The following is a 25,591-nucleotide window of genomic DNA, read 5'->3' as shown; positions in this document are numbered from 1 at the left end:
GGTGAAGGGAAAGCGGGCCAGGTCGGACAGCGTGCGCAGGTCGGACGGATGCACGCCCTTTTCGTCGAAGGCGCGGCGGTAGTGGGGCACGTTGTCGTAGGCATGCTGCAGCGACCAGCGCAGGCGCAGCAGCTGCAACGAGGCGATCTCGTCGCGGCTGGCGGTTTCGATGGGGTCGAGTTCGCCGGGGGCGGGGCGCAGGTCTTTGTTCATCGGGGTTCTGGCGTCGTGAGGCAAGGGGTTCAGAATAATTGACCGACCGGACGGTAGGATTATAAGATGCAGCTTTCTTGAGCAACAAGGCTTGTTGTCCGGTACTAACCCTGATAGCGACGCCACATTCCAACCCAGGAGACATCCCATGCCCGCCCACGCCCTCTACGAACGCCACCGCCCTCTGCTCGACGACGCGCTGCAGGCCCTGTCCCGCCGGGGCCACTGGTCGCCCTTCCCCGAGGCGCCCTCGCCCAAGGTGTATGGCGAGACCGCCCAGGCCCAGGGCCATGCCGCCGTGCAGGCGCTGTTCGGCAAGGACTATCCGCTGCGGCAGCCCGGTGAACGCGCCCGCGTGGCCACCGAGCAATCGCCCTATGGCGTGGCCCTGGACATCCGCTACCCCGAGTGCGATGCCCAGGCGCTGGTGGATGCCGCCCAGGCGGCCGAGCCTGCGTGGCAGGCGCTGGGACCCCAGGGCCGCACCGGCGTGCTGCTGGAGGCGCTGACGCGCATCCACCAGCGCAGCTTCGAGATCGCGCATGCGGTGATGCTGACCACGGGCCAGGGCGCGATGATGGCCTTCCAGGCCGGCGGCCCCCATGCCCAGGACCGCGCCCTGGAAGCCATTGCCGTGGCCTGGAAGGCCATGGCCGACGTGCCTGCCGAGGCCGTCTGGGAAAAGCCCCAGGGCAAGCATGCGCCCGCCGTGCTGCACAAGCGCTTCGAGATCGTGGGGCGCGGCGTGGCCCTGGTCATCGGCTGCGCCACCTTCCCGACCTGGAACACCTACCCGGGCCTGTTCGCCGCGCTGGCCACGGGCAACCCCGTAATCGTCAAGCCCCACCCCAACGCCGTGCTGCCGGCCGCGCTCACCGTGAGCGTGCTGCGCGATGTGCTGACCGAGCAGGGCCTGGACCCCAACATCGTGACCCTGGCCGTGAGCGACAAGCCCGAATTGACCCAGGCCCTGGCCACGCACGCGGCCGTGGCCTCCATCGACTTCACGGGCGGCAATGCCTTCGGCCAGTGGCTGCAGTCCAACGCGCCGCAGGCACGCCTGTATGCCGAGATGGCCGGCGTGAACCTGGTGGTGATCGAGTCCACCGATGCCTACGCAGGCATGCTGCGCAATCTGGCCCTGTCACTGTCGCTGTACAGCGGCCAGATGTGCACCACCACGCAGAACCTCCTGATTCCGGCCGGCGGCATAGAGACTGACCAGGGCCACAAGAGCTTCGAGCAGGTCGGCGCCGATCTGGCCGCCGCCATCGACCAGTTGCTGGCCGATCCCAAGGTGGCCTTCACCGTGCTGGGCGCCATAGGCTCTGCGCAGACCGTGGAGCGCGTGGAACAGGCCGCCACCGTGGGCCGCGCCGTGCGCACCTCGCAAAAGCTCACCCATCCCGAGTACCCGCAGGCCGAGGTGCGCACGCCCGCGCTGCGCGCGCTGGACGTGGCGGACGCCGCCATCTACGAGCGCGAATGCTTCGGCCCGGTCTCCTACCTGGTGGCCGTGCCCTCGGCCCAGGCCGCGCGCGAGCTGGCCGAGCGCAGCGTGCGCGCGCATGGCGCGATGACGCTGGGCCTGTACTCCACGGATGCGGCCTTCGTCGATGCCGTGGCGGCCTCGGCGCTGCGCTCGCGCGTGGCCCTGTCCATCAACCTCACACAGGGCGTGATGGTCAACCAGTCGGCAGGCTTCTCGGACTTCCATGCCACGAGCGGCAATCCCGCGGCCAATGCCAGCTACACCACGCTGGCCTTCGTGGCCGACCGCTTCGTGGTCGTGCAGCGCAGGTGGTGAGGGGCCGAGCCTAGGCCTGGCGGGCCTTGCGCGGCTTCTTGCCGTCAGGCACGCTGACCGCGCGCACGCCGCCGAAGAACAGCTGGGACACCATGGTGCCTATGGCGTCATGGTCCAGCGTGCCGCCCGGCTTGAGCCAGGTGAAGGTCCAGTTGATCATGCCGAACAGCAGCATGGCCAGGGGCTTGCCCAGGGCGCTGTCGGCAGGCTCGCCACGCACCTGGGCAATGGTCTGCGCAAAGGCGGCGACCACGCGGCGCTCCACGTCCAGGATGCGCTGCTGGTCTTCCTCGCGCAGGAAGCGCACGTCCTCGGTCAGCACGCGGTGGGCATTCTGGGCCTGGGCGTACTCCTGGCCGAAGCCGCGGATCAGCGCATGCAGGCGCTGCTCGGGATCGGCATGGGCCTGCAGGGTGTCGTTGACCAGGGCTTCGAGGCGCAGCACATGCTCTTCGGCAATGCGCACGGCCAGGTCGTGCTTGTCGAGCACATAGTGGTAGAGCGTGGCCTTGGAGACGCCGCAGGCCGCAGCCACCTCGTTCATGGAGGTGCCCGCATAGCCGCGCTGCGCGAACAGCTGGGCGGCATGGGAGAGGATCATTTCACGCTGGCCATCGTAGCCAGCAGGGTCACGTACGCGTGCCATGCGGCGGCGTCCTTTCGGTAGGTGTCGTTGCCAGGGTCCGCCCGTGCGGCCCCGGCCGGAATTATGGACGGCGCAGCGGCGCGCGCCCCCGCGATTACCAGTTTTCAGGGATATGCAAAGATGCGGGCTTCGCCCACAGTCGGGCGGCCATCCTGCCCCTTTTTACGCCCGCCGCTTCGCACGCCTTTTCCATGCCCGCCCACCTGCTTGTCCCAGAGTCCACGCTTCCGGCCCCGGTGCTGGTGGTGGAGGACGAGCCGCTGATCCGCCAGCGGCTGCAGTCCGTGCTGGGCCAGCTGGGCTACACGCCCGATGCCCTGCTGTTCGCCGGCTCCCTGGCCCAGGCCCGCGCCTGCCTGGCCGAGCCCGTGGCCCTGGCCCTGGTGGACCTGGGCCTGCCCGACGGCAGCGGCATCGACCTGATCGCCGAGATGCGCAGCGCAGACCCGGCCGTGGGCATCCTGGTGATCTCGGCCTGGAGCACGGAGGACGCCATCCTCTCGGCGCTGCGCGCAGGCGCCACCGGCTATGTGCTCAAGGAGCGCGACGACCTGGAAGTGTCGCTGTCCATCCGCAGCGTGCTGCGCGGCGGCGCGCCCATCGACCCCTTCATTGCGCGCCGCGTGATCGCCGAGCTGCAGGGCGCGGCACCCGCCACGCCGGAGAGCGGCGGCACCGAGTCCACGCTGAGCGCGCGTGAAAGCCAGATCCTGCGCCTGGTGGCCGATGGCCTGACCAACCGCGAGATCGCCGAGCAGCTGCACCTGTCGCGCTACACGGTGGAATGCCACATCAAGCACATCTACCGCAAGCTGGCCGTGTCCTCGCGCACGCGCGCCGTCAACACGGCACGCGTGCGCGGATTGCTGGGCTGACGGCCATGGGCGGGTGGCGCCGGTGGTTCGGCCCGGTGCGGCGCCTCGCCCTGGGCCAGGCCCTGGGCCTGGCGGTCCTCCTGTGCAGTACCTGCGCCTTGGCCCAGGCCTGCCTGCCGCAGATCCTGTCCATCCAGTCCGCCAAGGCCGCAGGCCTGGGACCGCCGCCCATCGCCAGCGCGGTACGCGACTGGCACAACGTGACCCTGCCCGACCACTGGCTGGACCGCTGGCCCGGCTACAGCGGCGCCGTCTGGTACCGCATCGACTGGCAGCGCGACTGCGCTCACCCCGCTGCCGCTTCTGCCACCGCTCCCGCCGCCGCAGATCCCGTGGCGCTGGCCCTGCACTCCATGGTCATGGCCGGCGAGGTCTTCGTGAACGGCGACCTGCTGTGGCGCGACCGGCACCTGGTCGAGCCCCTGTCGCGCAGCTGGAACATGCCGCGCTTTTGGCTGCTGCCCGAATCCGCCCTGCATGCGGGCACCAACAGCGTGTGGATACGCGTGCACGGCCTGGCCGAGCAGACGCCCGGCCTGGGCGAGGTGCGCCTGGGCGAGCCCGAGGCGCTGCGCCAGTGGCACGAGCAGACCTGGTGGAACCAGCGCACGCTGTTTGCCATGAACATCGTGGTCTCGCTGGTGCTGGGCGTGCTGTTCGCCTTTGCCTGGCTGCAGCGGCGCGCCAGCAAGGCCTTTGGCTGGTACGCGCTCAATGCCTTCTGCTGGGCGCTGTTCCTGGCCAATATCCTGGCCACCGAGGCCTGGCCCTTCCCCGACACCCTGGCCGTGGCACGCGGCAATTTGCTGGTCTTTTTGCTGTTCGGCCAGAGCTTTTGCCTGTTCACCTGGCGCTTCGGCAGGCTGCACCTGCCCCGGCTGGAAAAGCTGCTGTGGGCGCTGACGCTGGCCGGCATGGCCGCCGCCATCTTCGCGCCCTGGTCGCTGGTGGACGGCGTGCTGCACATCGGCCTGGTGTACTTCGGCATCTGCGTGGCCGTGTCGCTGCACTTTCCGCTGCACGCCTGGCGCACGCGCGAGCCGGGCCACCTGGTCTACGCGGCCTGCCTGCTGGTCTTCCTGTGTGCGGGCCTGCACGACATGCTGGCGCTCAAGAAGGTGATCGGCCCCGCCACGCCCTGGATGCCCTATACCGCGCCGCTGACCATGCTGGCCCTGTCCATGGTGCTGGGCCGGCAGTTCGTGCTCAGCATGCGCCGCATCGAACAGTTCAACCAGGAGCTGACCGACAGCGTGGCGCGTGCCTGCGACGAGCTCGGCGGCACGCTGGCGCGCGAGCATGCGCTGGCGCTCAGCCACTCGCGGCTGCAGGAACGGATGCAGCTGGCGCACGACCTGCACGACAGCCTGGGCGGCTCCCTGGTGCGCTCCATCGCCATGGTGGAGCAGGCCGGCACCCCCATGCACAACCGCCAGTTCCTGTCCGTGCTCAAGCTGCTGCGCGACGACCTGCGCCAGATGATCGACAGCGGCACCAGCGTCTCCGTCACCGTGCCGGACACGCCCCAGGCCTGGATCGCGCCGCTGCGCCACCGCTTTGCCAGCCTGTTCGACGCGCTGGACATGCAGTCCGACTGGCAGGTGCCGGCCGCCTGGCCGCAGCCGCCCGGTGCGCTGCAGTGCCTGGCGCTGACGCGCGTGCTGGAGGAAGCGCTGGCCAATGTGATCAAGCACAGCCGCGCCCAGTGCGTGCAGGTGCAGCTGCAGTGGCCCGAGCCGCATTGGCTGATGCTGCGCATCACCGACGACGGCGCAGGCTTTGACGTGGCCGCCGTGCAGCAGGCCGGCATGGGCGTGGGCCTGCGCAGCATGCAGGCGCGCCTGCAGCGCCTGGGCGGCCATCTGGACATGGATTCAGAGCCCGGCACCACCGTGCTGGCCGCCTGGCTGCCCGTGCCCGGCAATCACCTGCACAACGGCGCGGAGCAGGCCACCCTCAGCGCGAAAAGCGCCCTATCCCCGCACTGACGCCGGCCGGCGTCAGCACATCGTCGAAATACTCCAGCGTGAGCTGGTTGCCGTCGAATGTGGCCTTGGACAGGCTGCCCGGCGAATCGCCCTCGGGCACGAAGCTGAATACCTCGCCATCCCAGTGGCTGAGCAGCATGCGCTGCGAACCCAGGCTGACCTGCAGCCCCCCGCCACCCGTCTGCAGGCTGACCTGGGCCGGCCCGTAGAAGCGGTTGGCGTAGCTGCCCACATAGGCGCCCAGCGGCCGGGGCGGGCGCGGGAAAGGGGGCCGGGTCTTGCCTGCCAGCTCGCCATGCGGCTGCATGATGGGTGCCAGCCGCTTCGTCCAGATGCTCTCCCAGTCCTGGCGCTGGCGGCCCCATTCGACCTGGTCCAGGAACTGCGAGACCACGATCTCGGGCACGCCGATGGGCATGCCGTTGGTCAGCACCACGATGCCCAGCTTGAGCTCGGGCATGACGGTGAAGCTGGTCGCGCTGCCCGTGCCGAAGGCGCCCGAGTGGCTGTAGGTGGTGCGCCCCGCCTCGGACACGCCCACGTTGAAGCCGAAGCCGTAGTAGCGCGCAGGCTCGCCGTTGCCGGCCGGCGACTGCAGCATCTGCGGCGACAGCGCCGTGCGCAGGGCCTGCGCATCGACCACCTGGCGGCCCTCGAAGCGACCCTCGTCCAGCAGCATGGTCATCCAGCGCGCCATGTCGCGCACCGTAGAGCTGACGCCGCCGGCGGCCGACTGCGCATCGGGCCGGCGCACCGGCCCCGTCTGCCAGACGCCGTTGACGCGCAGGTGGCCGGCCGCGCGGTTGGCGCGCGCCTCGAAATCGGCAAACAGCGAACTGGTCTGCGTCATGCCCAGCGGGCCGTAGACGGCCTGCTGCGACAGCGCCGCCCAGGACTGGCCCGCGATGGCAGCCACGGCCTCGGCGCCCGTGGTCAGGCCGAAGTTGCTGTAGGCGTACTGGGTGCCCACGGGCCGCAGCGGCAGGTAGCGCAGGCGCTCCAGGATCTGGCGCTGGCTGTAGCCCAGCTCCTCCAGCGCATCGCCGGCCTGGCCGGGCAGGCCCGAGCGGTGGGCATACATGTCGCCCACGGTGATGCGCTGGGCCGCGTCGGCGTCCTCCAGCGTCCACCAGGGCAGGCCCTGCTGCACGCGCGTGTCCCAGGACACGCGGCGCTGGCCCACCTGCTGCGCCACCACGGTGGCGCCCACGGACTTGGAGACGGAGGCGAGCTGGAACACCGTGTCCGCATCCACGGCCAGCGACGAGCCCAGACGGCGCACGCCCATGCCCTGGGCATAGACCAAGCGCCCCTCATGCACCACGGCCACGGCCACGCCGGGCACGCCCGTGCGCCGCATCTGCGCGCGCACCTGGCCGTCGAGTTGATCGAGCGCACGCTTGACGCGGTCCGTCACGGGCGGATCGATGGGATCGCCCCAGGACACCTCGCCGTTGCATCCGGCCGTGGCCACGGCGCCCAGGGCCGCTCCCAGAAAATGCCGGCGCGCAAGAATCGATGAAGCCATGGGGTCTCCTGTGGTGCTGTCGTGAAGAACAAAAGGAAAAAGAAAAAGGGGCGGTTGTGCCGCCCCCCGTGACGATAGCAAAACGCGCCGGGCCGAATCCTGCCCGGCATCAATGCCGCATCAGTGCGGATCCACCGCCGCGATGATGCCGCCGCCCAGGCACACGTCGCCGTCGTAGAGCACGGCCGACTGGCCGGGCGTGACGGCCCATTGCGGCTCGGGAAAATCCAGCCGGAAGCCCTCGGGCGTGGCGCCCGAGATCAGGGCCGGCGAGTCGGGCTGGCGGTAGCGCGTCTTGGAGCCGTAGGCCTTGCCCTCGGCGGGCGCGTGGCCGGCCACCCAGCTGACCTGGTCGGCCAGCAGCGACTGCGACAGCAGCCAGGGATGGTCATGGCCCTGCACCACGCGCAGCGTGTTGGTGTCCAGCTCCTTGCGCGCCACGAACCAGGGCTCGTGGTCGCCGCCGCCGCGCGGCGCGCCCTTTTCCTTGACGCCGCCGATGCCCAGGCCCGAGCGCTGGCCCAGCGTGTAGAACGACAGGCCCACATGCTTGCCCAGCTTGCGGTTGCGGTCGTCGAGGATGTTGCCGGGCTCCTTGCTGATGTAGCGGTTCAGGAAGTCGCGGAACGGCCGCTCTCCGATGAAGCAGATACCCGTGGAGTCCTTCTTCTTCGCGTTGGGCAGGCCGATCTCCTCGGCAATGCGGCGCACCTCGGTCTTCTTCAGCTCGCCCACGGGGAACATGGACTTGGACAGCTGTGCCTGGTTGAGGCGGTGCAGGAAGTAGCTCTGGTCCTTGGCCGGGTCCAGCCCCTTGAGCAGCTCGAACAGCTGCGTGTCGGGGTTCTGGCGCACGCGGGCGTAGTGGCCCGTGGCGATCTTCTCGGCGCCCAGGCGCATGGCGTGGTCCAGGAAAGCCTTGAACTTGATCTCGGCATTGCACAGCACGTCGGGGTTGGGCGTGCGGCCGGCCTGGTACTCGCGCAGGAACTCTGCGAAGACGCGGTCCTTGTACTCGGAGGCGAAGTTCACATGCTCGATCTCGATGCCGACCACGTCGGCCACGGCGGCGGCATCGACGAAATCGACATTGGACGAGCAGTATTCGCTGTCGTCGTCATCTTCCCAGTTCTTCATGAAAATGCCGACCACTTCATGGCCCTGTTGCTTGAGGAGATGGGCCGTGACAGCGGAGTCCACACCGCCCGACAGGCCCACCACGACGCGGTGTTTAGTCATGGCAGTGATTATCCCAGCGCCCTTCAAAGGCTGCGCGCCACGGGCTTTGCAGCCCTGCGCCAGCAGGAATAATGGCCCTCTTGCCCCCTAGGAAACGCCCGCATGCGCTACGACCTGACCGATCTCAAGCTGTTCATGGCCATCGCCCAGGCCGGCAATCTCTCGCGTGCCAGCCAGGCGCGGCACCTGACGCCCTCGGCCGCCAGCCAGCGCCTGCGCAACCTGGAGCAGGCCCTGGGCTGCCAGCTGTTCACGCGCGAGCACAAGGGCATGCGGCTGACCGAGGAAGGCCACGCCATGCTCGAGCATGCGCGCGGCGTGTTCGCCGCCATCGACGGCATGGAGGCCGAGGCCGCCCTGCTGGGCAGCAGCCTGCAGGGCAAGGCAACGCTGGCGGCCAACAGCTCCTCGCTGCACGGCTTCATAGGTCCGCACATCGGCGAGTTCCTGACCGCCTTTCCCGAGGTGAACCTCACCCTGGTCGAGCAGACCAGCGAGACGATTGCCGCCAGCGTGGCCGAGGGCGAGGCCGACCTGGGCGTCTACGCGGGCGAGCCCATGGCGGGCGCCGTGGCCTGCGAGACCTTTGCGCTGGACCGCCTGGTGGTGATCGCCCCGCCCTGCCATCCGCTGGTGCCCCAGCCGGGCGAGAGGCCAGAGGACGGCGAAGGCCCTTCCTGCCGGTTCTTCGACACCCTGTCCCATGCCTTCGTGGGCATGGCGCTGACAAGCAGCAACTACGCCTTTCTGCGCGAGCTGGCCAAGCGCCATGGCCGGCCGCTGCGCTGCCGCATCCACGTGGACGATTTCACCTCCATCGTGCGGCTGGTCTCGCAGGGCGTGGGCCTGGCCATCATTCCGCACAGCATCTACCGCAGGCTCGGCACCGCGCATGCGGTGGCCTGCCTGCCGCTGGAGGAAACCTGGGCACGGCGCCCGCTGCAGCTGGTGCGCTCCAGCGAACGGCCGCTGACGCCCACCGCGCAGCGGCTGCGCAGCTTTCTGAAAGGGCTGGCCGACAAGGCCTAGGCCCGGGTTCAGGGCTGGGCTTGGGCCTTGGCCTGCTTGCGTTCCAGGAAGGCATTCATGTGGTGCTGCGGCTCGCCCGTGTTGAAGGCCGCGCCGAACTCGGCCACGCTGTCGGTGATGGCCGAGTCCACGCCCATGCCCTCCCAGCGGCGCAGCAGGCGCTTTTGCTGGCGCAGCGCCTCGATGCCGATCCCGCCCAGCCCCTCGGCAATCTGCGCGATGCGCGCATCGAGCTGGTCGCCGGGCACGCATTCGTTGAGCAGGCCCCAGCGCTCGGCCTGCAGGGCGCCGATGTTCTCGCCCGTGAGCAGCAGCCAGCTGGCGCGCGTGCCACCGATCTGCGCCGGCATCATGGCCGCGTGGATCACCGAGGGAATGCCGACCTTGACCTCGGGCATACCCACCACGGCATCATCGGCCGCGATGCGCAGGTCGGCCGCCATGGCCAGCTCCAGCCCGCCGCCCAGCGTATGGCCCTGCAGCCTGGCGATCACGGGCACGGGGAAATGCCGCACCGCGTTGCACAGGTCGCGCAGCCCGCTGATGAAGGCGCGTGCCGAGGCGGCGTTGAGCGACGCCATCTCGCGGATATCGGCCCCCGCCACGAAGGCGCGCGTGCCCGATCCGCGCAGCACCAGGCAGTGCAGATCGGGGCGCTCGGCCAGCTCGGCCAATTGCGCGGTCAGCGCGCGGATCACGGGCGTGCCCAGGATGTTCAGCGGCCCGCCGCCCGTGATGGTGAGCACGGCGGTCTGCGGGGTGGGAAAGGTCACTTGTGCATGCACGGCAGATCTCCTCAAAGTTTCTCGAATCCGATGTCGCGGATCAGCTGGGACCAGGCGCGGTTGGAGCGCTCCACCGTCTGCCTGAACTGCGCAGGCTCCTGGAAGTCCACGACGGCGCCCTGCTGCTCTATGGTCTTGATCAGCTCGGGCTTTTGCAAGGTCTTGCGCATGGCTTCGCTGAGCCTGGCAAGAATGGCGGGATCGAGCCTGGCAGGCGCGCCCAGGCCGTACCAGGACATGTCGTTCATGGGCTTGAGCCCGGCCTCGGCATAGGTGGGCACGCCGGGCAGGGCCGGCAGGCGCACGGGGCTGGACACGGCCAGCGCACGCAGCTGGCCGCCTGCGATGAGCGCACCGGAAGACGGCATGTTGTCGAACACCACATCGAGCTGCCCCGCCATCAGGTCGTTGAGCGCCGGCCCCAGGCCCTTGTAGGGCACATGGGTGAGGGTGGTGCCCGTGGTGCTGCCGAACAGCGCACCGCTCAGGTGGCTGAGCCCGCCATTGCCCGAGGAGCCGTAGTTGAGCTTGCCCGGCGCGGCGCGCGCCGCGTCGCTCACATCCTTGGCACTCTTGTAGGCCGAGCCTGCGCTGACCACCATCACGCCCGGCACGTTGGCGATGTTGGTGATGGGCGTGAAGTCCTTCACGGGGTCATACGCGGGCTTGGCGTAGACGTTGGGATTCACGGCATGCGAGCTCTCCACCATCATCACCAGGGTGTAGCCGTCGGCCGGCTGCTTGGCCGCATAGGCCGAGCCCGTGCTGCCGCCCGCGCCGGGGCGGTTTTCCACCACCACGGGCTGGCCCAGCGTCTCGCCCAGGTAGCGGGCCGCCACGCGCGCGATCACATCGGTGGCGCCGCCCACCGCATAGGGCACGACCAGGCGTACGGGCCGCTCGGGATAGCTTCCTGCCCCTGCCGCCCCCGCTGCCCCTGCTGCATATGCCAGCGGCATCCCCGCCAGCGCGGCGGCTGCCACGGCGGCCTTCAGTACTTTCATGCGTTTCGTCATCCTTGTCTCCTTCTTGGCTTGTCGATGTCTAGGGATTCAGAGGTCCTGCGGCGCCGCACCGAGCACGGGCGGCGGCGGCACCTGGGCGCCGCTGCCGGCCGGCACCATGGGGTTGCGCACCAGCTTCAGCGTGCCCAGCTGCGGGTGCTCCACCGTCTGCAGCATCTGGCGGTGCCGGACCTGCGGATGGGCGAAGACCTGTTCCATGGTGTTGATGCAGCCCCAGGGCACCTGGGCGGTGTCCAGTGCATCGGTCAGGGCCTGCAGCGGCCAGCGGCCCAGCGCCGCGCGCAACAGCGGGCGCAGCTGCGCCATGCCGGTCAGGCGCGCGGCATTGGTGGCAAAGCGTGCGTCCAGGTGCCAGTCCGTGCCCAGCACGGAGCACAGGGCGGCGAACTGCCCGTCATTGCCGATGGCCAGGATGAAATGCCCGTCTTCGCAGGCAAACACCTCGTAGGGCGCGCAATTGGGATGGGCGTTGCCCGTGCGGCGCGGGTTCTCGCCGCTGACCAGGTAGTTGGCCGCCTGGTTGGCATTCATGGCCACGGCCACGTCCAGCAGCGCCAGGTCGATGTGCTGGCCGCGCCCCGTGCGCTGGCGCTGCACCACGGCCGCCAGCACGGCGCTGGTGGCATACATGCCCGTCATCAGGTCCACCACGGCCACGCCCGTGCGCAACGGGCCCGCGCCCTCCTCGCCATCGGCCACGCCCGTGTAGCCCATGAGGCCGCCCAGCCCCTGGAACACATAGTCGTAGCCGGGCTTGTGCGCAAACGGGCCGCTCTGGCCGAAGCCCGTGATCGACAGGTAGATCAGCCCGGGGTTGATGGCGGCCAGCGCCGCGTAGTCCAGGCCGTGGCGCGCCAGCGCGCCGGCCTTGTAGTTTTCCACCAGCACGTCGGCATCGCGGATCTGGCGCAGCAGCCAGGCATGCGAGGCCGGCTCGGTGAAGTCCAGCGCCACCGACTGCTTGCCGCGGTTGCAGGACAGGAAGTAGGCCGACACGGCCTCGCCACCGGGCGCCTGCACGAAGGGCGGGCCCCAGGCGCGCGTGTCGTCGCCCGTGCCGGGACGCTCGATCTTGAGCACCGATGCGCCCAGGTCGGCAAGGTTCTGGGTGCACCAGGGTCCCGCCAGGATGCGGGACAGGTCCACCACGCGCAGGCCGCCGAGGGCGTCGGACAATCCATGGGTTTGTTGCATGGACTCCATGCTCGCGGCATGGCGCGCGGTGGTCCATCGGTCATTGCTTCACGCAGCGTTCGCGGAAACTGCATGCCCCGCGTAGGGGATGGCTTCCTCCACCGTTTCCCAGATGAACCGGCCCGACGGGCTTTGCTGCTCCTCCACCACATGCGCCACCAGCCCGGCCGCCCGCGAGATGACGGCAAAGCCGCGCATCACGGCCGTGGGCACGCCGATCTCGCCCAGCAGGGCGGCCACGGCCCCCGTGGCATTGATGGTGATGGGCCGGCCCGCTGCGGCGTCCACGGCGGCGGACAGGATTTCGAGCGCGCGGATTCTGCTGCCCGCCAGTTCGGGTTCGGCGCGGCCCATGTCCAGCAGCTTGTAGGCACGCGGGTCCACGGGCTTGTGCAGGTGGTGGCCGAAGCCGGGCACGGGGCTTTTCAACGCCTTGTGGTGCCGGGCGATGGCGCGGGCCTCGGCCTCGGGGTCGGCGGCGGCGGCGATGCGATCGAGCAGCGCGGCGCAGTTCTCCATGGTGCCCACGAAGGAGCTGCCCACGGCCAGCAGGCCGGCCGAGACGGCGCCCTGCAGGTTCTCGGGCGCGCTCATGTAGATGAGGCGCGTGGCGATGGCGCTGGGCGTGAGGCCATGCTCCATGAGCACGATGAGCACCACATCGGCGATGCGCAGGTCCACGGGGCGCGGCGTGCGGCCCAGGATCTGCATCAGCATCACCTCGGTGAAGGTCTTCTTGCCCATCAGGTCCTCGACCAGGTCGGCATCGCGGTAATGCAGGCTGGTGAGGGTGTGGGTGCACAGGCGGGTGACGGGGGGTTGGGGGGTTGCCATGGCCAGGGTTTCCTTGTGATGGTGTGCGGGATCAGCGGGGTGCCAGCGCAAGCTCGCGCACGGCCGTCTTGAGCAGCTTGCCCACGGGCGAGCGCGGCAGGCTGGCGTGAAAGTGGATGCGCTTGGGTGTCTGCACGGGACCCAGGCGCTGGCGCACGAAGGCGATCAGCTCGGCCTCGTCCGGCCGCTGGTCGGGGCGCAGTTCGGCGCGCAATTGCACGGCGGCCTGCACGGCCTCGCCCCAATGGTCGTCGGGGATGCCGAAGACCACGCACTCGTGCACGGCCGGATGCTGGCCCAGGGCGTTTTCCACATCCACGGGATAGACGTTGAAGCCGCCCGTGATGACCAGGTCCTTCAGGCGGTCCTTGAGGTGCAGGTAGCCCTGCGCATCGATCAGGCCCCGGTCCCCCGTGTGCAGCCAGCCGTTCACCAGGGTCTCGGCGGTCTTGCCGGGCAGGCGCCAGTAGCCGCTCATCAGCAGATCGCCGCGCGCCACGACCTCGCCCACCTCGCCCCGGGGCAGCAGGCGGCCGTCGGGCGCCATGATGGCCAGGTCGCTGAACCAGGTGGCCCGGCCCACGGAGGTCCACAGGCCTTCGTCCTCGAAGTCCTCGGGCCGCATGGCCGTGAGGATCTGCGGCGCCTCGGTCTGGCCATAGGTGGTGGCCAGCACGGGGCCGAAGAAGGCGCGCACCTGGCGGATTTTCTCGGGCGGCATGGCGGCGCCGCCGTAGATGAGGCGGCGCAGGCCGGGGAAGTCCGCACGGCTGGCGCCCGGCAGCGCCATCAGCATGTAGATCAGGGTGGGCGGCATGAAGCACACGGTGCCGCCGCGCAGGGCAAAGGCGCTGCGCACGGCCTCGGCACCCGCACCATCCAGCAGCACATGGCAGCCGCCCTGCGCCAGGATGGGCAGCAGGTAGGTGGACGTGCCATGCGTGATGGGCGCGGCCATGACGTAGCGGTCATGCTCATCGAACCCCCAGGCCTGGATCTGGTTGGCAATGCCGGCCATCCAGGCGCGGCAGGGCTGCATCACGCCCTTGGGCAGGCCCGTGGTGCCGCCCGTGAACTTGATGGCCTGGATGGCATCGGCGGGCAGGTCGGGTGTCACAGGCAAAGCGCCGGTCTGCGCCTGCTCCAGCGCCGCCGTGCCCTCGCCCAGCACCAGGTGGATGCCCGGCGCCCCTTGCACCAGTGCAGCGCCGCCGGCATCGCACAGCACGATGGAAGGCTCGGTGGCATCGATGATGCGGCGCACCTCGGACTGCGTGCTCTTGGGATTGAGCGGCACCCAGACCTTGCCGCTGGCCATCACCGCCAGCAGGGCGGCGATATGGTCTGCGCTGTTGCCCGCGCAGATGCCCACGCGGCTTTGCACGGCGGGCTCTAGCGCCTGCAGGCCGGCCGCAAGCGCGGCCACCTTGCGGGCCAGCGCGTCATAGCGGATGCAGCCGCCCGGCGCGTCGATGGCGATGCGCTGCGGCCAGCGCTCGGCCGCGCGCCAGAAAAAATCTATGGGTTGCATGGGGGTCGTCTCCTTGTGGGGCGGTTGTATTGAGCTTTTGCCGAACGTGTGTCGAACTACTGGGCGGTGGCGCCCGAGGCCTTGACCACCTCGCGCCAGCGCTTGATCTCCGACGCCGCAAAGCTGCGCATCTGCGCCGGGGTGCCGGGCTCGGGCGTGGCGGCCATCTCGCCCAGGCGCTGGCGCAGCTCGGGTGCGGCCAGGGCGGTGTTCAGGGCATGGTTCAGGCGCTCGATCACGGCGGGCGGCGTGCCCGCAGGGGCGGCCAGGCCGAACCACGACTGCACGTCGAATCCCGCATAGCCCGACTCCGCCAGCGTGGGCACATCGGGCAGCAGCGCCGAGCGCCGGGCGCTGGTGATGGCGATCGCGCGCAGCTTGCCGGCCTGCACATGGGGCAGGGCCGAGGGCGCGTTGTCGAACATGGAATCCACCTGCCCGCCCAGCAGGTCGGTGATGGCCGGTGCGCTGCCCCGGTAGGGCACGTGCAGCATGCGCAGGCCCGACAGCTGCCGGAACATCTCGCCCGACAGGTGGATCGACGAGCCGCTGCCCGACGAGGCGAAGCTGATGCCCTGCGCACTCTGCCGGGCATGGCGCACATAGTCGGCCACGTTCTGTATGGGCAGGCGCGGGTTGACCACGAGGATGTTGGGAATCTTGGCGATCAGGCCGATAGGCTCGAAGTCCTTGACCGGGTCATAGCCGAGCCGGGGGTAGAGCGAGGCATTGATGGTGTTGGCAATGGTGTAGACATACAGCGTGTAGCCGTCCGCAGGCGCCCGCGCCACGGCCTCGGCGCCCACATTGCTGTTGGCGCCCGTGCGGTTGTCCACCACCACGCTCTGGCCCAGCTGCTCGCCCATCCTGGCGGCCACCAGGCGTGCGATCACGTCGGTGGCGCCACCGGCCGCATAGCCCACCACGAGCCGCACGGGCCGGGCCGGCCAGGCCGCCGGCTGCGCCAGCACGGGCGCGGGCGCCAACGCCACGGTCGCGACGGTCGCGGCGGCCATGCCGGCCAGTGCGCAGGTGAAGGAACAGGCCAGCAGGCGCCGGCGCGCCCACGGATTGAAACGGGCAGGGGTGGTCATGTCTTGTCTCCAGGTGATCGTTCTGATGTCTGCTTATGTCTGCTTATGTCCGCTTATGTCTGCCTGTGTGGGCTTTCGACGGCCTGCGGCACACTGCGCGCTGCACGCAGGCCCTTTTCTGCCCTGCCTGCAATCACCGGGAAATTCTTTTCCATGCCTTCGCGCAGCACCAATCCAAACGTCCGGCCAGCGGACATTCCAGTCTCCGCCGACGATGCCGGCAGCCGCACCCTGCGCCGTGGCCTGCAGGTGCTGGACGCCGTGCTGGCCGCAGGCCGCGAGGGCCTGCGCGTCGCGGACCTGTGCCGCGCCACGGGGCTGGAGCGCGCCACGGTGTACCGCCTGCTGTCCACCCTGGTGGACAGCGGCTATGTGGCGCACAGGGGGCGCTTCGCCTATGCGGCCGGCCACCGGCTGGCGGCCACGGCCGCCAGCGCAGGCCAGCCCAACATGGCCGTGCGGCTGCAGCCCGTGCTGGAGCGCGTGAGCGCGGGCTGCGCGGACGCGGCCTTTGCCATCGTGCGCGAAGGCGCGGCATCGCACTGCATCGCCCGCCATGTGGGCACGCATCCGGTGCAGATCCTGGTGATCCAGGTGGGCACGCGCCAGCCGCTGGGCGTGGGAGCGGCGGGACTGGCCCTGCTGGCCGCCCTGCCCGATGCCGAGGTGCAGGCCGCGATGGCGGCCAACGCGCCCGTGCTGGAGCAGTACGGCGGCATGACGCCCGAGCGCATGGCCCTGCTGGTGAAGGCCACGCGCCAGCGCGGCTGGTCCGTCATCGGCAACCACGCCACGCGCGGCGTGCTGGCCGTGGGCATGGCGGTGCGCAATGCCGAAGGCGAGCCCGTGGCCGCCGTCAGCGTGGCCTCCACGCTGGAGCGCATGCCCGGCGAGCGCCAGAAGCTGATTGCGCGCTCGATAGGCGAGGCCCTGGCGGCCCTGCTGCCGCGCGGCATCTGAGGCCAAGCCCCCGGTGCGGCGGCCCGCCCGGTCTGCACCGACGATCTGCACCGACAATCGCCGCTGCCATCCACAAGCGCCGCCCCCATGGAACTGAGACAACTCCGCTACTTCGTCCGCATCGTCGAACTGGGCTCCATGAGCCGCGCCGCCCTGGACCTGGACATGGTCCAGTCCGCGCTGAGCCAGCAGGTCAGCCGCCTGGAAAGCGAGCTGTCCACCCGGCTGCTGCAGCGCACGCCGCGCGGCGTGGTGCCCACCGAGGCGGGCGTGGCCTTCTTCCGCGAGGCCCAGCTCACGCTGCGCCATGCCGAGCAGGCCGTGCGCAGCGCGCAGCAGGCGCGGCTGTCGGGCTCGGTCAGCGTGGGCCTGGCGCCCACCACCTCGGCCATGCTGGGCCTGCCCATGATGCAGGCCATGCGCGCGCGCTACCCCGATGTGCGCCTGCACATGGTGGAGGGCATGTCCGGCCACCTGACCGACATGCTCAATGCGCGCGCGCTGGACATGGCCGTGCTGTTTGACGCCCGCCTGCACGGCGGTCAGGCCCGCGCAGGTGGGCGGCGCTGGCAGGTGCACCCGCTGATCGAGGAGGAGCTGTTCCTGATCCGCGCGCGCGGCCACCACCCCGAGCCGCTGCCGCCGCAGATGGCGCTGGCCGACCTGGCCGGCGAATCGCTGATCCTGCCCACGGGCCTGCACGGCCTGCGCAGCACGCTGGACACGGCCTTCTCGCAGGCGCGCTTCACGCCGCATCTGGTGCTGGAGGTGGACTCGCTGTCCATGGTCATGGCGGCCGTGGATGCGGGCCTGGGCAGCACGGTGCAGCCCTGGGCCTCCATGGGCCGCTATGCCGATGCCGCGCAGCGCTTCGAGTGGTCGCGTATCACGGACAAAGATGCCCTGCGCACCAACCTGCTGTGCAGCCTGTCCGAGGATGAGCTGTCGCCCGCCGCCCTGGCCGCGCGCGTGGTGCTGATCGACTGCGTGCGCCAGCTGCTGCGCGGCGGCGCCTGGGCCGGCACGGCCCTCATCCATCACGAAGACTGATACCCCCATGCCGGCGGGCCCCTGCCCGCCGCGCGGCGTTCTCCCTACATTCGCAATCCCCACGATGGCGAATGCAAGGAGAACTCCATGGACCCCGATGTCCTGGTCATAGGCGGCGGCAATGCCGCCCTGTGCGCGGCCCTGATGGCGCGCGAGGCAGGCCGCAGCGTGCTGCTGCTGGAGGCGGCGCCGCGCGACTGGCGCGGCGGCAATTCCGGCCACACGCGCAACCTGCGCTGCATGCACGACGCGCCCCAGGACGTGCTGGTCGAGGCCTACCCCGAAGAGGAGTTCTGGCAGGACCTGCTCAAGGTCACGGGCGGCATCACCAACGAGCACCTGGCGCGCATGGTGATCCGCGCCTCCTCCACCTGCCGCGACTGGATGCGCCGCCACGGCGTGCATTTCCAGCCGCCGCTGTCGGGCGCCCTGCACGTGGCGCGCACCAATGCCTTCTTCATGGGCGGGGGCAAGGCCCTGGTCAATGCCTACTACCGCAGCGCCGAAAGGCTGGGCGTGCAGGTGCGCTACGCGTCGCCCGTGGACCGGCTGGAGATCGAGGGCGGCGAGTTCAAGGCCGCCTGGGTGGGCGAGCAGCGCATCACCGCAAAGACCTGCGTGCTGGCGGCGGGCGGCTTCGAGTCCAACCGCGAGTGGCTGCGCGAGGCCTGGGGGCAGAACGCACGCGGCGAATGGCCATCCGACAACTTCCTGATCCGCGGCACGGCCTTCAACCGCGGCGTGCTGCTGCGCCACCTGCTCGAAGACCATGGCGCCGACCGCATCGGCGATCCCACCCAGGCCCACATGGTGGCCATCGATGCGCGCGCGCCGCTGTACGACGGCGGCATCTGCACGCGCATCGACTGCGTCTCGCTGGGCGTGGTGGTCAACCGCGAGGCCGAGCGCTTCTACGACGAGGGCGAGGACTTCTGGCCCAAGCGCTATGCCATCTGGGGCCGCCTGGTGGCCCAGCAGCCGGGCCAGACCGCCTGGTCCGTCATCGACGCCAAGGCCATTGGCCGCTTCATGCCGCCGGTCTTCCCGGGCGTGCGCGCCGACTCCCTGCCCGAGCTGGCACGCAAGCTGGGCCTGGACGAGGAACGCTTCATGCAGACCCTGGATGCCTACAACGGCGCCTGCCGCGTCGGCCACTTCGACCACACGGCGCTGGACGACTGCCATACCGAGGGCCTGGCGCCCGCCAAGACCCACTGGGCCCGCCCCATCGACACGGCGCCCTTCTACGGCTACCAGCTGCGCCCCGGCGTGACCTTCACCTACCTGGGCCTGGAGACCGACGACACGGCGGCCGTGCGCTTTGCCGGCCAGCCCAGCACCAGCCTGTTCGTGGCCGGCGAAATGATGGCCGGCAACGTGCTGGGCAAGGGCTATACGGCCGGCGTGGGCATGTCGATCGGCACGGCCTTCGGCCGCATCGCGGGCCGCAACGCAGCCCTGGCCGCCACGGGCCACCCCGCCGTGCGCGGCGCAGTGACAGAGAAGGCTTGACCGAGATGCAGACCCTGAACGCCCTGGCACAAGAAGCCCAGGACCTGGCCGCCGGCCGGGTCATCCCCATCCTGCCGGTCTCCACCGAAACGGCCGCCGAAGGCGAGGTGGCGCGTGCCCTGCAGATCTGCAACGCCTGCCGCTACTGCGAAGGCTTTTGCGCGGTCTTCCCGGCCATGACGCGGCGCCTGGAGTTCGGCAAGGCCGATGTGCACTACCTGGCCAACCTGTGCCACAACTGCGGCGCCTGCCTGCATGCCTGCCAGTACGCGCCGCCGCACGAGTTCGCCATCAACATCCCCAAGGCCATGGCCGAGGTGCGCGGCCAGACCTATGCCGACTACGCCTGGCCGCCCGCCCTGGGGCGCCTGTACCAGAGGAACGGGCTCACGCTGTCGCTGGCCCTGGCCGCAGGCCTGTCGCTGTTCCTGGTGCTGGCCGTGGCCCTGCAGGGCGGCCTGGGCCGGCTGTGGGGCGCCGACCTGGGCGCCAACTTCTACAACCTGTTCCCGCACAACCTGCTGGTGGGCATCTTCGCGCCCGTGTTCCTGTTCGTGGTGCTGGCGCTGGCCATGGGCGTGCGCCGCTTCTGGAAGGACGTCAAGCCCGCCACCGGCGGCGTGGACGTGGGCACGCCAGCGGCGGCCGAGGCCGCGCACGACGTGCTGCGCCTCAAATACCTGGACGGCGGCCACGGCGAGGGCTGCCACAACGACGACGATGCCTACACCCTGAGCCGCAGGCGCTTTCACCACCTGACCTTCTACGGATTCATGCTGTGCTTTGCGGCCACGGCGCTGGCCACGGTCTACCACTACGTGTTCGGCTGGGCCGCGCCCTACGAATTCCCCAGCCTGCCCAAGCTGCTGGGCGCCGTGGGCGGCACCAGCCTCATGCTGGGCACCGCAGGCCTGTGGCACCTGAACCGCAGGCGCCACCCACTGCATGGCGATGCGCGCCAGAAACCCATGGACCTGGGCTTCATCGCCCTGCTGTTCCTGGTCGCGGCCAGCGGCATGGCGCTGTGGCTGGGCCGCGGAACGCCGGCGCTGGCCCTGCTGCTGTGCCTGCACCTGGGCACGGTGATCGCCCTGTTCGCCACCCTGCCCTACGGCAAGTTCGCGCACGGCGTGTTCCGCACGGCATCCCTGCTGCGCCACAACACCGAAAAGCGCCAGCCCAGCCCCATCGGTCTGGGCGCCGACTAGCCGCATCCGCCCCGATTCCCAGCCAATGACGGAGACAACCCCATGATGAACAAGCGCAACTTCCTGCACGCCAGCGCCCTGGCCGCCTCCCTGCTCGCACTGGCCGCCAGTGCGCAGGCCCAGGACTTTCCTCCCAAAAAGCCCGTGTCCCTGGTCGTGGGCTTCGCCGCCGGCGGCGCCGCAGATGCGGCCGCGCGCCTGATCGCCAAGAAGCTGGGCGAGAACATCGGCCAGAGCGTGGTGGTGGAGAACAAGGGCGGCGCGGGCGGCAACATCGCCCACCAGCAGGTGGCCAATGCGGCGGCCGACGGCTCGGTGCTGCTGTTCGGCTCGGTGGGGCCGTTGACCATTGCGCCGCACCTGATGAAGCTGCCCTACGACCCCTTCAAGGACCTGGCGCCCATCTCGGGCGGCGTGAACTTTCCCAACGTGCTGGTGGTGCACAAGGGCGCGGGCGTGAAGACCCTGGCCGAGTTCGTGGCCAAGGCCAAGAAGAACCCGGGCACGGTGGACTACGCCTCGACGGGCGCGGGCTCGGCCTCCCACCTGGCAGGCGAGCTGTTCAACCAGCGCGCGGGCATCGACATGGTGCATGTGCCCTACAAGGGCGGCGCGCCCGCGCTGCAGGACCTGCTGGGCGAGCGCGTGACCAGCTACTTCGCCGCGCCGCCCACGGCCCTGCCCCACATCGAGGCCGGCAAGCTGATCCCGCTGGCCACCACGGGGCTGACACGCCCGGCGTACATGCCCGACATCCCCACGGTGGCCGAAGCCGGCTATCCCGGCTTCGAGGCACTGAACTGGTATGCCTTCGTGGCACCGGGCAAGACGCCCAAGCCGATGCTGGACCGCTGGAACACCGAGATCGTCAAGGTACTCAATGACCCCGGCGTCAAGGAGGCGCTGAACAAGCACGGCCTCACCCCCCAGCCCACCACGCGCGCCGAGTTCGCAGCCTTCATGAAGAAGGAATACGAGCAGTGGGGCAGGCTGGTGAAGGAGCGAAAGCTCTCCGCGGAGTGAGCGGCTTGCAGGCGTTCAGAGCTTGATCGGCTTGCGTGCCACGGGCGCTGCAAAGCCCGCGCACAGGCGGTTCCAGACATTGATGCTGCCGATGGCATAGGTCAGCTCCACCATCTCGCGCTCGCTGAAATGCGGGCGCAGCGCCTCGAAGTCCTGCTGCTCGGGATGGGCCTGGCTCAGGCGCGTGCAGCGCTCGGCCCAGTTCAGGGCGGCGCGCTCGCGCCCGTCGTAGAAATCCACCTCGGGCCAGGTGACGATGCTGTTGATGCGCTGCAGGTCCTCGCCCCGGGACAGCAGTTCGCGCGTGTGCATGTCCACGCAGAAGGCGCAGCCGTTGATCTGCGAGACACGCAGGAACACCAGCTCCAGCAGCTGGATGCCCAGGCTGGACTGGTTGAGCAGCGCGTTGATGCCGGCCTGGGCCTTGTACAGCTCGGGGGCGACGGCCTGGAAGTTCAGGCGCGGCGTGGGGGCGGCAAGAGGACGGGCGCCGGTGGCAGCGGAAGACGAAGCGGTCATGGAAAACACTCCTTGAGGGATGTAGCAGCCGGCCGGAATGGCTGGCCCATACCTTCAAGACGCACGGGGCGTGCGCGTTGTGACAGCGTTGGCAAAAATTTTTTCGCAGCCCCGGCCCCATCGCCTATTCCCGCCCCGGCTGCCCCTCAATCCGCCACGATGCGCCGCTCCGTGGCGATCTTGCGGTACAGGGCGTTCTCGGCAGCGATCTCGCGCGCGAACTCCTCGGGGCGGTTGCCGATCACGCGCGAGCCCGTGTCCTCGATCTGGCGGCGCACCTCGGGGCTGGCCAGCGCGCGCTGGGCGGCCGCATGCAGGCGCGCCACGATCTCGGGCGACAGCCCCTTGGGGCCGTAGATGCCATAGAAGGCGCTGCGGTTCACAGGCTCCAGCCCCAGTTCCTTGAAGGTGGGCACCTGGGGCAGCTGGGCCAGGCGCTCGGGCGCGGCCACCGCCAGCGCGGTGAGCCGGCCCGCCTTGATGAAGGGCAGGGCCGAGGGCAGGTTGTCGAAGACGATGGGCACCTGGCCCGCCACCGCATCGTTGAGCGCGGGGCCCGATCCCCGGTAGGGCACATGCGTGAGCGACAGCCCCGAGCGGCTGGACATCAGCTCCATCAGCATGTGGCCTATGGAGCCCGTGCCCGCCGTGCCGTAGGCATGCTTGCCGGGGTTCTTCTTCACCTCCTCCACGAAGGCCGCAAAGCTCTGCGCCTTGAAGCCCGGATGCACGGCCAGCACATTGGGCGTGGCCGCAATGTTGGTGATGGGCGTGAAATCGGTGAGCGGGTTGTAGGGCAGGCGCGGGTTGATGGCCGGATTGGTGGCCGTGGTGGACACGGTGGCCACGCCCAGCGTGTAGCCGTCGGGCTGGGCGCGCGCGGCCTCGTGCGCGCCGATGGCGCCTCCGCCGCCGCCCTTGTTGTCCACCACCAGCGGCTGGCCCAGGGCCTCTGCCATGCGCGGCGCAATCGCGCGCGCCACGATGTCGGTGGTGCCGCCGGCCGCAAACGGCACGATCAGGCGCACCGGGCGCGTGGGATAGGCGCCGGCATCGGCCGCCATGGCGCCCGGTGCGGCACCAGCGGCCAGCAGCAGGGCGCACAGGCTGCGGCGTGAAGTGAAGTGGTTCATGGAATGTCTCCTGGGAATGGCTGTGTTTTGAACGGACGGTGGAGGTTTCTGTCAGGCCGATGCGCGGCGCACGATGTGCGAGCGATCCAGCGCGCCGCAGGAGGAGGCGCCCAGCATGGCCAGGTTGCGGTCCACCTCGTCGCGCAGCAGGCCGATGGCGTGCAGCACGCCGGCCTCGCCGCCCACAGCGGCGGCATAGTTGAAGGGCCGGCCCACCAGCACCATGCGCGCGCCCAGCGCCACGGCCTTGAGCACATCGGAGCCGCGCCGAAAGCCCCCGTCGATCAGCACCGGATAGTCCGGCCCCACAGCCGCCACCACGTCCTCAAGAATGCGCATGGCCGACACCGCGCCGTCGAGCTGCCGCCCGCCATGGTTGGACAGCACGATGCCGTCGGCCCCCACGCGCCGCGCCTGCAGCGCGTCCTCCACGCTGAGCACGCCCTTGATGACCAGCGGCCCCTTCCAGCGGCGGCGGATGGCCTCGATATGGCGCCAGCTCAGGTGGTCGCGTGCCGAAAAGTCGCGCATCACGCTGGACGACATGATGGGCGCGCCGCGCGTGGCAAACGAGTTCTCGAAATGCGGCATGCCGTGGCGCAGCAGCGTGCGCAGGAAGGTGCCCGCCACCCAGCCCGGGCGCACCATGCCGTCCCAGGCCAGGCGCAGGCTGGGCTTGAGCGGCGTGGAAAAGCCGGTGCGGATGTTGTTCTCTCGGTTGGCGGAGATCGGTATGTCCACCGTCACCACCAGGGTGCGAAAGCCTGCGCGCTCCACGCGGTCGATCAGCGCGTCGATGCGGGCCTGGTCCCCGGGGATATAGGCCTGGAACCAGGTGGCCGGGCTCTCGCGCGCCACCTCCTCCATGGGGATCAGCGAAGTGCCGCTCATCACCGACACAATGCCCGCGCGCTGGGCCGCGCGGGCCAGTACCAGATCACCCCGGTAGGTGGACAGAGCATTGATGCCCATGGGCGCAATGCCGAAGGGGCTGGCATAGCGCTCGCCGAACAGCTCCACGGCCTGCGAGCGCTGCGACACATCGGCCAGCACGCGCGTGGTCAGGCCCCATTCGCCGAACACCTCGCGGTTGTCGCGCAGCGAGGCGTTGTCCTCTGCCGCCCCGGCGATGTAGCCGAAGATGGGCCGGGGCAGCCTGCGGCGCGCGGCCTCCTCGAAATCATGCAGCGACAGCATGCGGCGCAGCACGGCCGGGGCGCGCGGCGCCGGCAGGGCGGATGCCGAAGGCGTGGAGGCAGAGGAGGAAGCGATGGTGGCCATGGTGCGGACCTCGGAATGTTCAGGAACCGGCGCCACTGTAGGCCGCGCATCCATTGAATGAAAGTGGATTATTTAGAATGTACTTGTTCGCTTTTTGCCAATGACAAACCCATGTCCACACCCTCGGTCAAGCAGCTCGAAGCCTTCTGGTGGGCCGCCACCTGCAGCAACTTCGCCACGGCCGCGCAGCGCGTGCACCTGTCCGTGTCCTCGCTGTCCAAGCGCATCACGGAACTGGAGTCCGCGCTGGGCCAGCCGCTGTTCGACCGCAGCGGCCACCGCGCCGTGCTCACCGATGCCGGCCAGCGCCTGCTGCCCGCCGCGCTGGAGGTGCTCAACGCCATGGCCGCGCTGGGCCAGGCCCTGGACACGCGCGAGGCACTGGCCGGCCATTGCCGCTTCGGCGTGGGCGACCTGTCGGCGCTGACCTGGCTGCCGGCCTTCGTGGCCGCCGTGCGCCAGGCCCATCCGCAACTGGTGCTGGAGCCCCATGTGGACGTGGGCGGCGTGCTGGAGCAGCGCCTGGACGACGGCGAGCTGGACTTTGCCGTCATCGCGGGCCGCTCCTCGCGCAGCAGCCTGCTGTCCCGCCCCGTGGGCGCCGCGCGCTTTGCCTGGGCCGTGGCCCCCGGCCTGGCAGGCGCGGGCCGCCTGGGCGCCACGGCACTGCTGCAGCGCCATGCGCTGGTCACCCTGCCCCCGCAGGCCGGCACCACGCGCCTGCTGGACGACTGGCTGCTCGCCCAGGGCGCCAGCGTGCGCGAGCGCATCCTGTGCAACAGCTGGGGCGCCGTGGCCGGCATGCTGCGCGCCGGCCTGGGCGTGGGCTTCCTGCCCACCGGCTGGATCGCCGCCCTGGGCCTGCGCGCCGTCGGGGGCGCCCATCCCAAGGCCGCCCTGGCCCCCCTGCACTACGCCTTCCAATGGCGGCGCGGCGACGCCCGCGCCCTGATCCCGGCCATGCAGCAACTGGCGCAGGCGCAGGTGGATTTCACGGTGATGCCGGGGTTGGTGGGTGAAATACAGATTCAGCGACATACCCATTCATGGCGTCGCAAGTGACGTGAGCCGCACATATGTCTTCATTTCGATGAAATGAGAACATGTTTCATTGACG

22 protein-coding genes and 1 pseudogene are annotated in these 25,591 nt (G+C 69.9%); 10 read left to right on the top strand and 13 right to left on the bottom strand.

Translation table 11 applies throughout. The features are described from left to right. Positions 1-213: pseudogene (locus ACUTR7_RS27535) on the bottom strand (phenylacetate--CoA ligase); the annotation flags it as partial. 148 nt (positions 214-361) lie between these two features. Here ACUTR7_RS27535 and paaN point away from each other — a divergent pair. Further along, complete coding sequence (gene paaN, locus ACUTR7_RS27530; protein WP_445610281.1) at positions 362-2,020, top strand: phenylacetic acid degradation protein PaaN; 1,659 nt, start codon at positions 362-364, stop codon at positions 2,018-2,020. Positions 2,021-2,030: 10 nt separating this feature from the next. On the opposite strand, the gene ACUTR7_RS27525 is transcribed toward paaN, so the two are convergent. After that, on the bottom strand, positions 2,031-2,666 hold the full coding sequence (locus ACUTR7_RS27525; RefSeq protein ID WP_012202739.1) for a TetR/AcrR family transcriptional regulator: 636 nt from the start codon (positions 2,664-2,666) through the stop codon (positions 2,031-2,033). Between the two features lie 191 nt (positions 2,667-2,857). Here ACUTR7_RS27525 and ACUTR7_RS27520 point away from each other — a divergent pair, with 191 nt between their 5' ends. Beyond that, positions 2,858-3,541 carry a LuxR C-terminal-related transcriptional regulator gene (locus ACUTR7_RS27520; RefSeq protein WP_071954085.1) on the top strand — a complete coding sequence of 228 codons (684 nt, stop codon included), beginning with the start codon at positions 2,858-2,860 and terminating at the stop codon, positions 3,539-3,541. A gap of 5 nt (positions 3,542-3,546) precedes the next feature. Continuing rightward, positions 3,547-5,529: a sensor histidine kinase gene (locus tag ACUTR7_RS27515; RefSeq protein WP_445610280.1), complete on the top strand. Its 1,983-nt coding sequence runs from the start codon at positions 3,547-3,549 to the stop codon at positions 5,527-5,529. On the opposite strand, the gene ACUTR7_RS27510 is transcribed toward ACUTR7_RS27515, so the two are convergent. Together ACUTR7_RS27510 and mnmA are read right to left on the bottom strand one after the other, a co-directional pair. After that, positions 5,498-7,057, bottom strand: coding sequence for a serine hydrolase (locus ACUTR7_RS27510; protein WP_016449576.1), 1,560 nt, complete (start codon positions 7,055-7,057; stop codon positions 5,498-5,500). The genes ACUTR7_RS27515 and ACUTR7_RS27510 overlap by 32 nt on opposite strands. A 120-nt stretch (positions 7,058-7,177) precedes the next feature. Beyond that, a complete protein-coding gene (gene mnmA, locus ACUTR7_RS27505) occupies positions 7,178-8,296 on the bottom strand; it encodes a tRNA 2-thiouridine(34) synthase MnmA (protein ID WP_063327547.1) in 1,119 nt (372 codons plus the stop codon). 102 nt (positions 8,297-8,398) lie between these two features. Here mnmA and ACUTR7_RS27500 point away from each other — a divergent pair, with 102 nt between their 5' ends. Beyond that, the gene (locus ACUTR7_RS27500; RefSeq protein WP_445610279.1) at positions 8,399-9,325 is read left to right on the top strand and encodes a LysR substrate-binding domain-containing protein; all 927 of its coding nucleotides are present in this window, start codon (positions 8,399-8,401) and stop codon (positions 9,323-9,325) included. 8 nt (positions 9,326-9,333) lie between these two features. Here the strand turns inward: ACUTR7_RS27500 and ACUTR7_RS27495 are convergent, their stop codons facing one another. The 6 genes from ACUTR7_RS27495 to ACUTR7_RS27470 are packed head-to-tail and all read right to left on the bottom strand — an operon-like array spanning position 9,334 to position 15,788. Further along, entirely contained in the window at positions 9,334-10,110 is a 777-nt protein-coding gene (locus tag ACUTR7_RS27495) for an enoyl-CoA hydratase (protein ID WP_047328030.1), read from the bottom strand. 11 nt (positions 10,111-10,121) lie between these two features. Continuing rightward, on the bottom strand, positions 10,122-11,126 hold the full coding sequence (locus tag ACUTR7_RS27490) for a Bug family tripartite tricarboxylate transporter substrate binding protein (RefSeq protein WP_278534812.1): 1,005 nt from the start codon (positions 11,124-11,126) through the stop codon (positions 10,122-10,124). 36 nt (positions 11,127-11,162) lie between these two features. Beyond that, entirely contained in the window at positions 11,163-12,329 is a 1,167-nt protein-coding gene (locus ACUTR7_RS27485) for a CaiB/BaiF CoA transferase family protein (RefSeq protein WP_445610278.1), read from the bottom strand. Positions 12,330-12,377: 48 nt separating this feature from the next. Further along, positions 12,378-13,163 (bottom strand): citryl-CoA lyase, encoded by a 786-nt coding sequence (locus ACUTR7_RS27480; protein ID WP_061289038.1) that lies wholly within the window; start codon positions 13,161-13,163, stop codon positions 12,378-12,380. A 31-nt stretch (positions 13,164-13,194) separates the two neighbouring features. Then, complete coding sequence (locus tag ACUTR7_RS27475) at positions 13,195-14,694, bottom strand: class I adenylate-forming enzyme family protein (protein WP_180318338.1); 1,500 nt, start codon at positions 14,692-14,694, stop codon at positions 13,195-13,197. A 56-nt stretch (positions 14,695-14,750) separates the two neighbouring features. Continuing rightward, complete coding sequence (locus ACUTR7_RS27470) at positions 14,751-15,788, bottom strand: tripartite tricarboxylate transporter substrate binding protein (RefSeq protein ID WP_016449569.1); 1,038 nt, start codon at positions 15,786-15,788, stop codon at positions 14,751-14,753. 153 nt (positions 15,789-15,941) lie between these two features. Between ACUTR7_RS27470 and ACUTR7_RS27465 the strand changes: the two genes are divergently transcribed. The 5 genes from ACUTR7_RS27465 to ACUTR7_RS27445 all read left to right on the top strand — a co-directional run bounded on the left by ACUTR7_RS27465 (position 15,942) and on the right by ACUTR7_RS27445 (position 21,541). Continuing rightward, positions 15,942-16,748 (top strand): IclR family transcriptional regulator, encoded by an 807-nt coding sequence (locus ACUTR7_RS27465; RefSeq protein ID WP_016449568.1) that lies wholly within the window; start codon positions 15,942-15,944, stop codon positions 16,746-16,748. A gap of 87 nt (positions 16,749-16,835) precedes the next feature. Continuing rightward, positions 16,836-17,798 carry a LysR substrate-binding domain-containing protein gene (locus ACUTR7_RS27460; RefSeq protein WP_012202727.1) on the top strand — a complete coding sequence of 321 codons (963 nt, stop codon included), beginning with the start codon at positions 16,836-16,838 and terminating at the stop codon, positions 17,796-17,798. Positions 17,799-17,885: 87 nt separating this feature from the next. Next, the gene (gene tcuA, locus ACUTR7_RS27455) at positions 17,886-19,310 is read left to right on the top strand and encodes an FAD-dependent tricarballylate dehydrogenase TcuA (RefSeq protein WP_071954075.1); all 1,425 of its coding nucleotides are present in this window, start codon (positions 17,886-17,888) and stop codon (positions 19,308-19,310) included. A 5-nt stretch (positions 19,311-19,315) separates the two neighbouring features. Then, positions 19,316-20,518 (top strand): tricarballylate utilization 4Fe-4S protein TcuB, encoded by a 1,203-nt coding sequence (gene tcuB, locus ACUTR7_RS27450; RefSeq protein ID WP_445610277.1) that lies wholly within the window; start codon positions 19,316-19,318, stop codon positions 20,516-20,518. A gap of 42 nt (positions 20,519-20,560) precedes the next feature. Next, complete coding sequence (locus tag ACUTR7_RS27445; RefSeq protein WP_174549397.1) at positions 20,561-21,541, top strand: Bug family tripartite tricarboxylate transporter substrate binding protein; 981 nt, start codon at positions 20,561-20,563, stop codon at positions 21,539-21,541. Positions 21,542-21,556: 15 nt separating this feature from the next. Here ACUTR7_RS27445 and ACUTR7_RS27440 read toward each other — a convergent pair whose 3' ends face one another. The 3 genes from ACUTR7_RS27440 to ACUTR7_RS27430 all read right to left on the bottom strand — a co-directional run bounded on the left by ACUTR7_RS27440 (position 21,557) and on the right by ACUTR7_RS27430 (position 24,474). Continuing rightward, positions 21,557-22,060 (bottom strand): carboxymuconolactone decarboxylase family protein, encoded by a 504-nt coding sequence (locus ACUTR7_RS27440; protein ID WP_012202723.1) that lies wholly within the window; start codon positions 22,058-22,060, stop codon positions 21,557-21,559. A gap of 146 nt (positions 22,061-22,206) precedes the next feature. Next, a complete protein-coding gene (locus ACUTR7_RS27435) occupies positions 22,207-23,193 on the bottom strand; it encodes a tripartite tricarboxylate transporter substrate binding protein BugE (RefSeq protein ID WP_065347099.1) in 987 nt (328 codons plus the stop codon). 51 nt (positions 23,194-23,244) lie between these two features. Next, positions 23,245-24,474, bottom strand: a complete 1,230-nt coding sequence (locus ACUTR7_RS27430) for an alpha-hydroxy acid oxidase (RefSeq protein WP_445610276.1) — start codon at positions 24,472-24,474, stop codon at positions 23,245-23,247. Positions 24,475-24,585: 111 nt separating this feature from the next. On the opposite strand from ACUTR7_RS27430, the gene ACUTR7_RS27425 reads away from it, so the two are divergent. Continuing rightward, positions 24,586-25,536, top strand: coding sequence for a LysR family transcriptional regulator (locus ACUTR7_RS27425; protein WP_445610275.1), 951 nt, complete (start codon positions 24,586-24,588; stop codon positions 25,534-25,536). Positions 25,537-25,591 lie beyond the last annotated feature (55 nt).

Source organism: Delftia sp. NA_296.1, from assembly GCF_052692095.1.
This window is presented reverse-complemented; position numbering and strand designations above follow the sequence as displayed.

Coding starts and splice junctions, on each gene's coding strand:
- ACUTR7_RS27480 (WP_061289038.1), bottom strand. CDS start 13,163: ATGGCAACCCCCCAACCCCCCGTCACCCGCCTGTGCACCCACACCCTC.
- ACUTR7_RS27520 (WP_071954085.1), top strand. CDS start 2,858: ATGCCCGCCCACCTGCTTGTCCCAGAGTCCACGCTTCCGGCCCCGGTG.
- ACUTR7_RS27525 (WP_012202739.1), bottom strand. CDS start 2,666: ATGGCACGCGTACGTGACCCTGCTGGCTACGATGGCCAGCGTGAAATG.
- paaN (WP_445610281.1), top strand. CDS start 362: ATGCCCGCCCACGCCCTCTACGAACGCCACCGCCCTCTGCTCGACGAC.
- ACUTR7_RS27485 (WP_445610278.1), bottom strand. CDS start 12,329: ATGCAACAAACCCATGGATTGTCCGACGCCCTCGGCGGCCTGCGCGTG.
- ACUTR7_RS27470 (WP_016449569.1), bottom strand. CDS start 15,788: ATGACCACCCCTGCCCGTTTCAATCCGTGGGCGCGCCGGCGCCTGCTG.
- ACUTR7_RS27490 (WP_278534812.1), bottom strand. CDS start 11,126: ATGACGAAACGCATGAAAGTACTGAAGGCCGCCGTGGCAGCCGCCGCG.
- ACUTR7_RS27510 (WP_016449576.1), bottom strand. CDS start 7,057: ATGGCTTCATCGATTCTTGCGCGCCGGCATTTTCTGGGAGCGGCCCTG.
- tcuB (WP_445610277.1), top strand. CDS start 19,316: ATGCAGACCCTGAACGCCCTGGCACAAGAAGCCCAGGACCTGGCCGCC.
- ACUTR7_RS27515 (WP_445610280.1), top strand. CDS start 3,547: ATGGGCGGGTGGCGCCGGTGGTTCGGCCCGGTGCGGCGCCTCGCCCTG.
- ACUTR7_RS27425 (WP_445610275.1), top strand. CDS start 24,586: ATGTCCACACCCTCGGTCAAGCAGCTCGAAGCCTTCTGGTGGGCCGCC.
- ACUTR7_RS27440 (WP_012202723.1), bottom strand. CDS start 22,060: ATGACCGCTTCGTCTTCCGCTGCCACCGGCGCCCGTCCTCTTGCCGCC.
- ACUTR7_RS27460 (WP_012202727.1), top strand. CDS start 16,836: ATGGAACTGAGACAACTCCGCTACTTCGTCCGCATCGTCGAACTGGGC.
- ACUTR7_RS27500 (WP_445610279.1), top strand. CDS start 8,399: ATGCGCTACGACCTGACCGATCTCAAGCTGTTCATGGCCATCGCCCAG.
- ACUTR7_RS27435 (WP_065347099.1), bottom strand. CDS start 23,193: ATGAACCACTTCACTTCACGCCGCAGCCTGTGCGCCCTGCTGCTGGCC.
- mnmA (WP_063327547.1), bottom strand. CDS start 8,296: ATGACTAAACACCGCGTCGTGGTGGGCCTGTCGGGCGGTGTGGACTCC.
- tcuA (WP_071954075.1), top strand. CDS start 17,886: ATGGACCCCGATGTCCTGGTCATAGGCGGCGGCAATGCCGCCCTGTGC.
- ACUTR7_RS27430 (WP_445610276.1), bottom strand. CDS start 24,474: ATGGCCACCATCGCTTCCTCCTCTGCCTCCACGCCTTCGGCATCCGCC.
- ACUTR7_RS27465 (WP_016449568.1), top strand. CDS start 15,942: ATGCCTTCGCGCAGCACCAATCCAAACGTCCGGCCAGCGGACATTCCA.
- ACUTR7_RS27445 (WP_174549397.1), top strand. CDS start 20,561: ATGATGAACAAGCGCAACTTCCTGCACGCCAGCGCCCTGGCCGCCTCC.
- ACUTR7_RS27475 (WP_180318338.1), bottom strand. CDS start 14,694: ATGCAACCCATAGATTTTTTCTGGCGCGCGGCCGAGCGCTGGCCGCAG.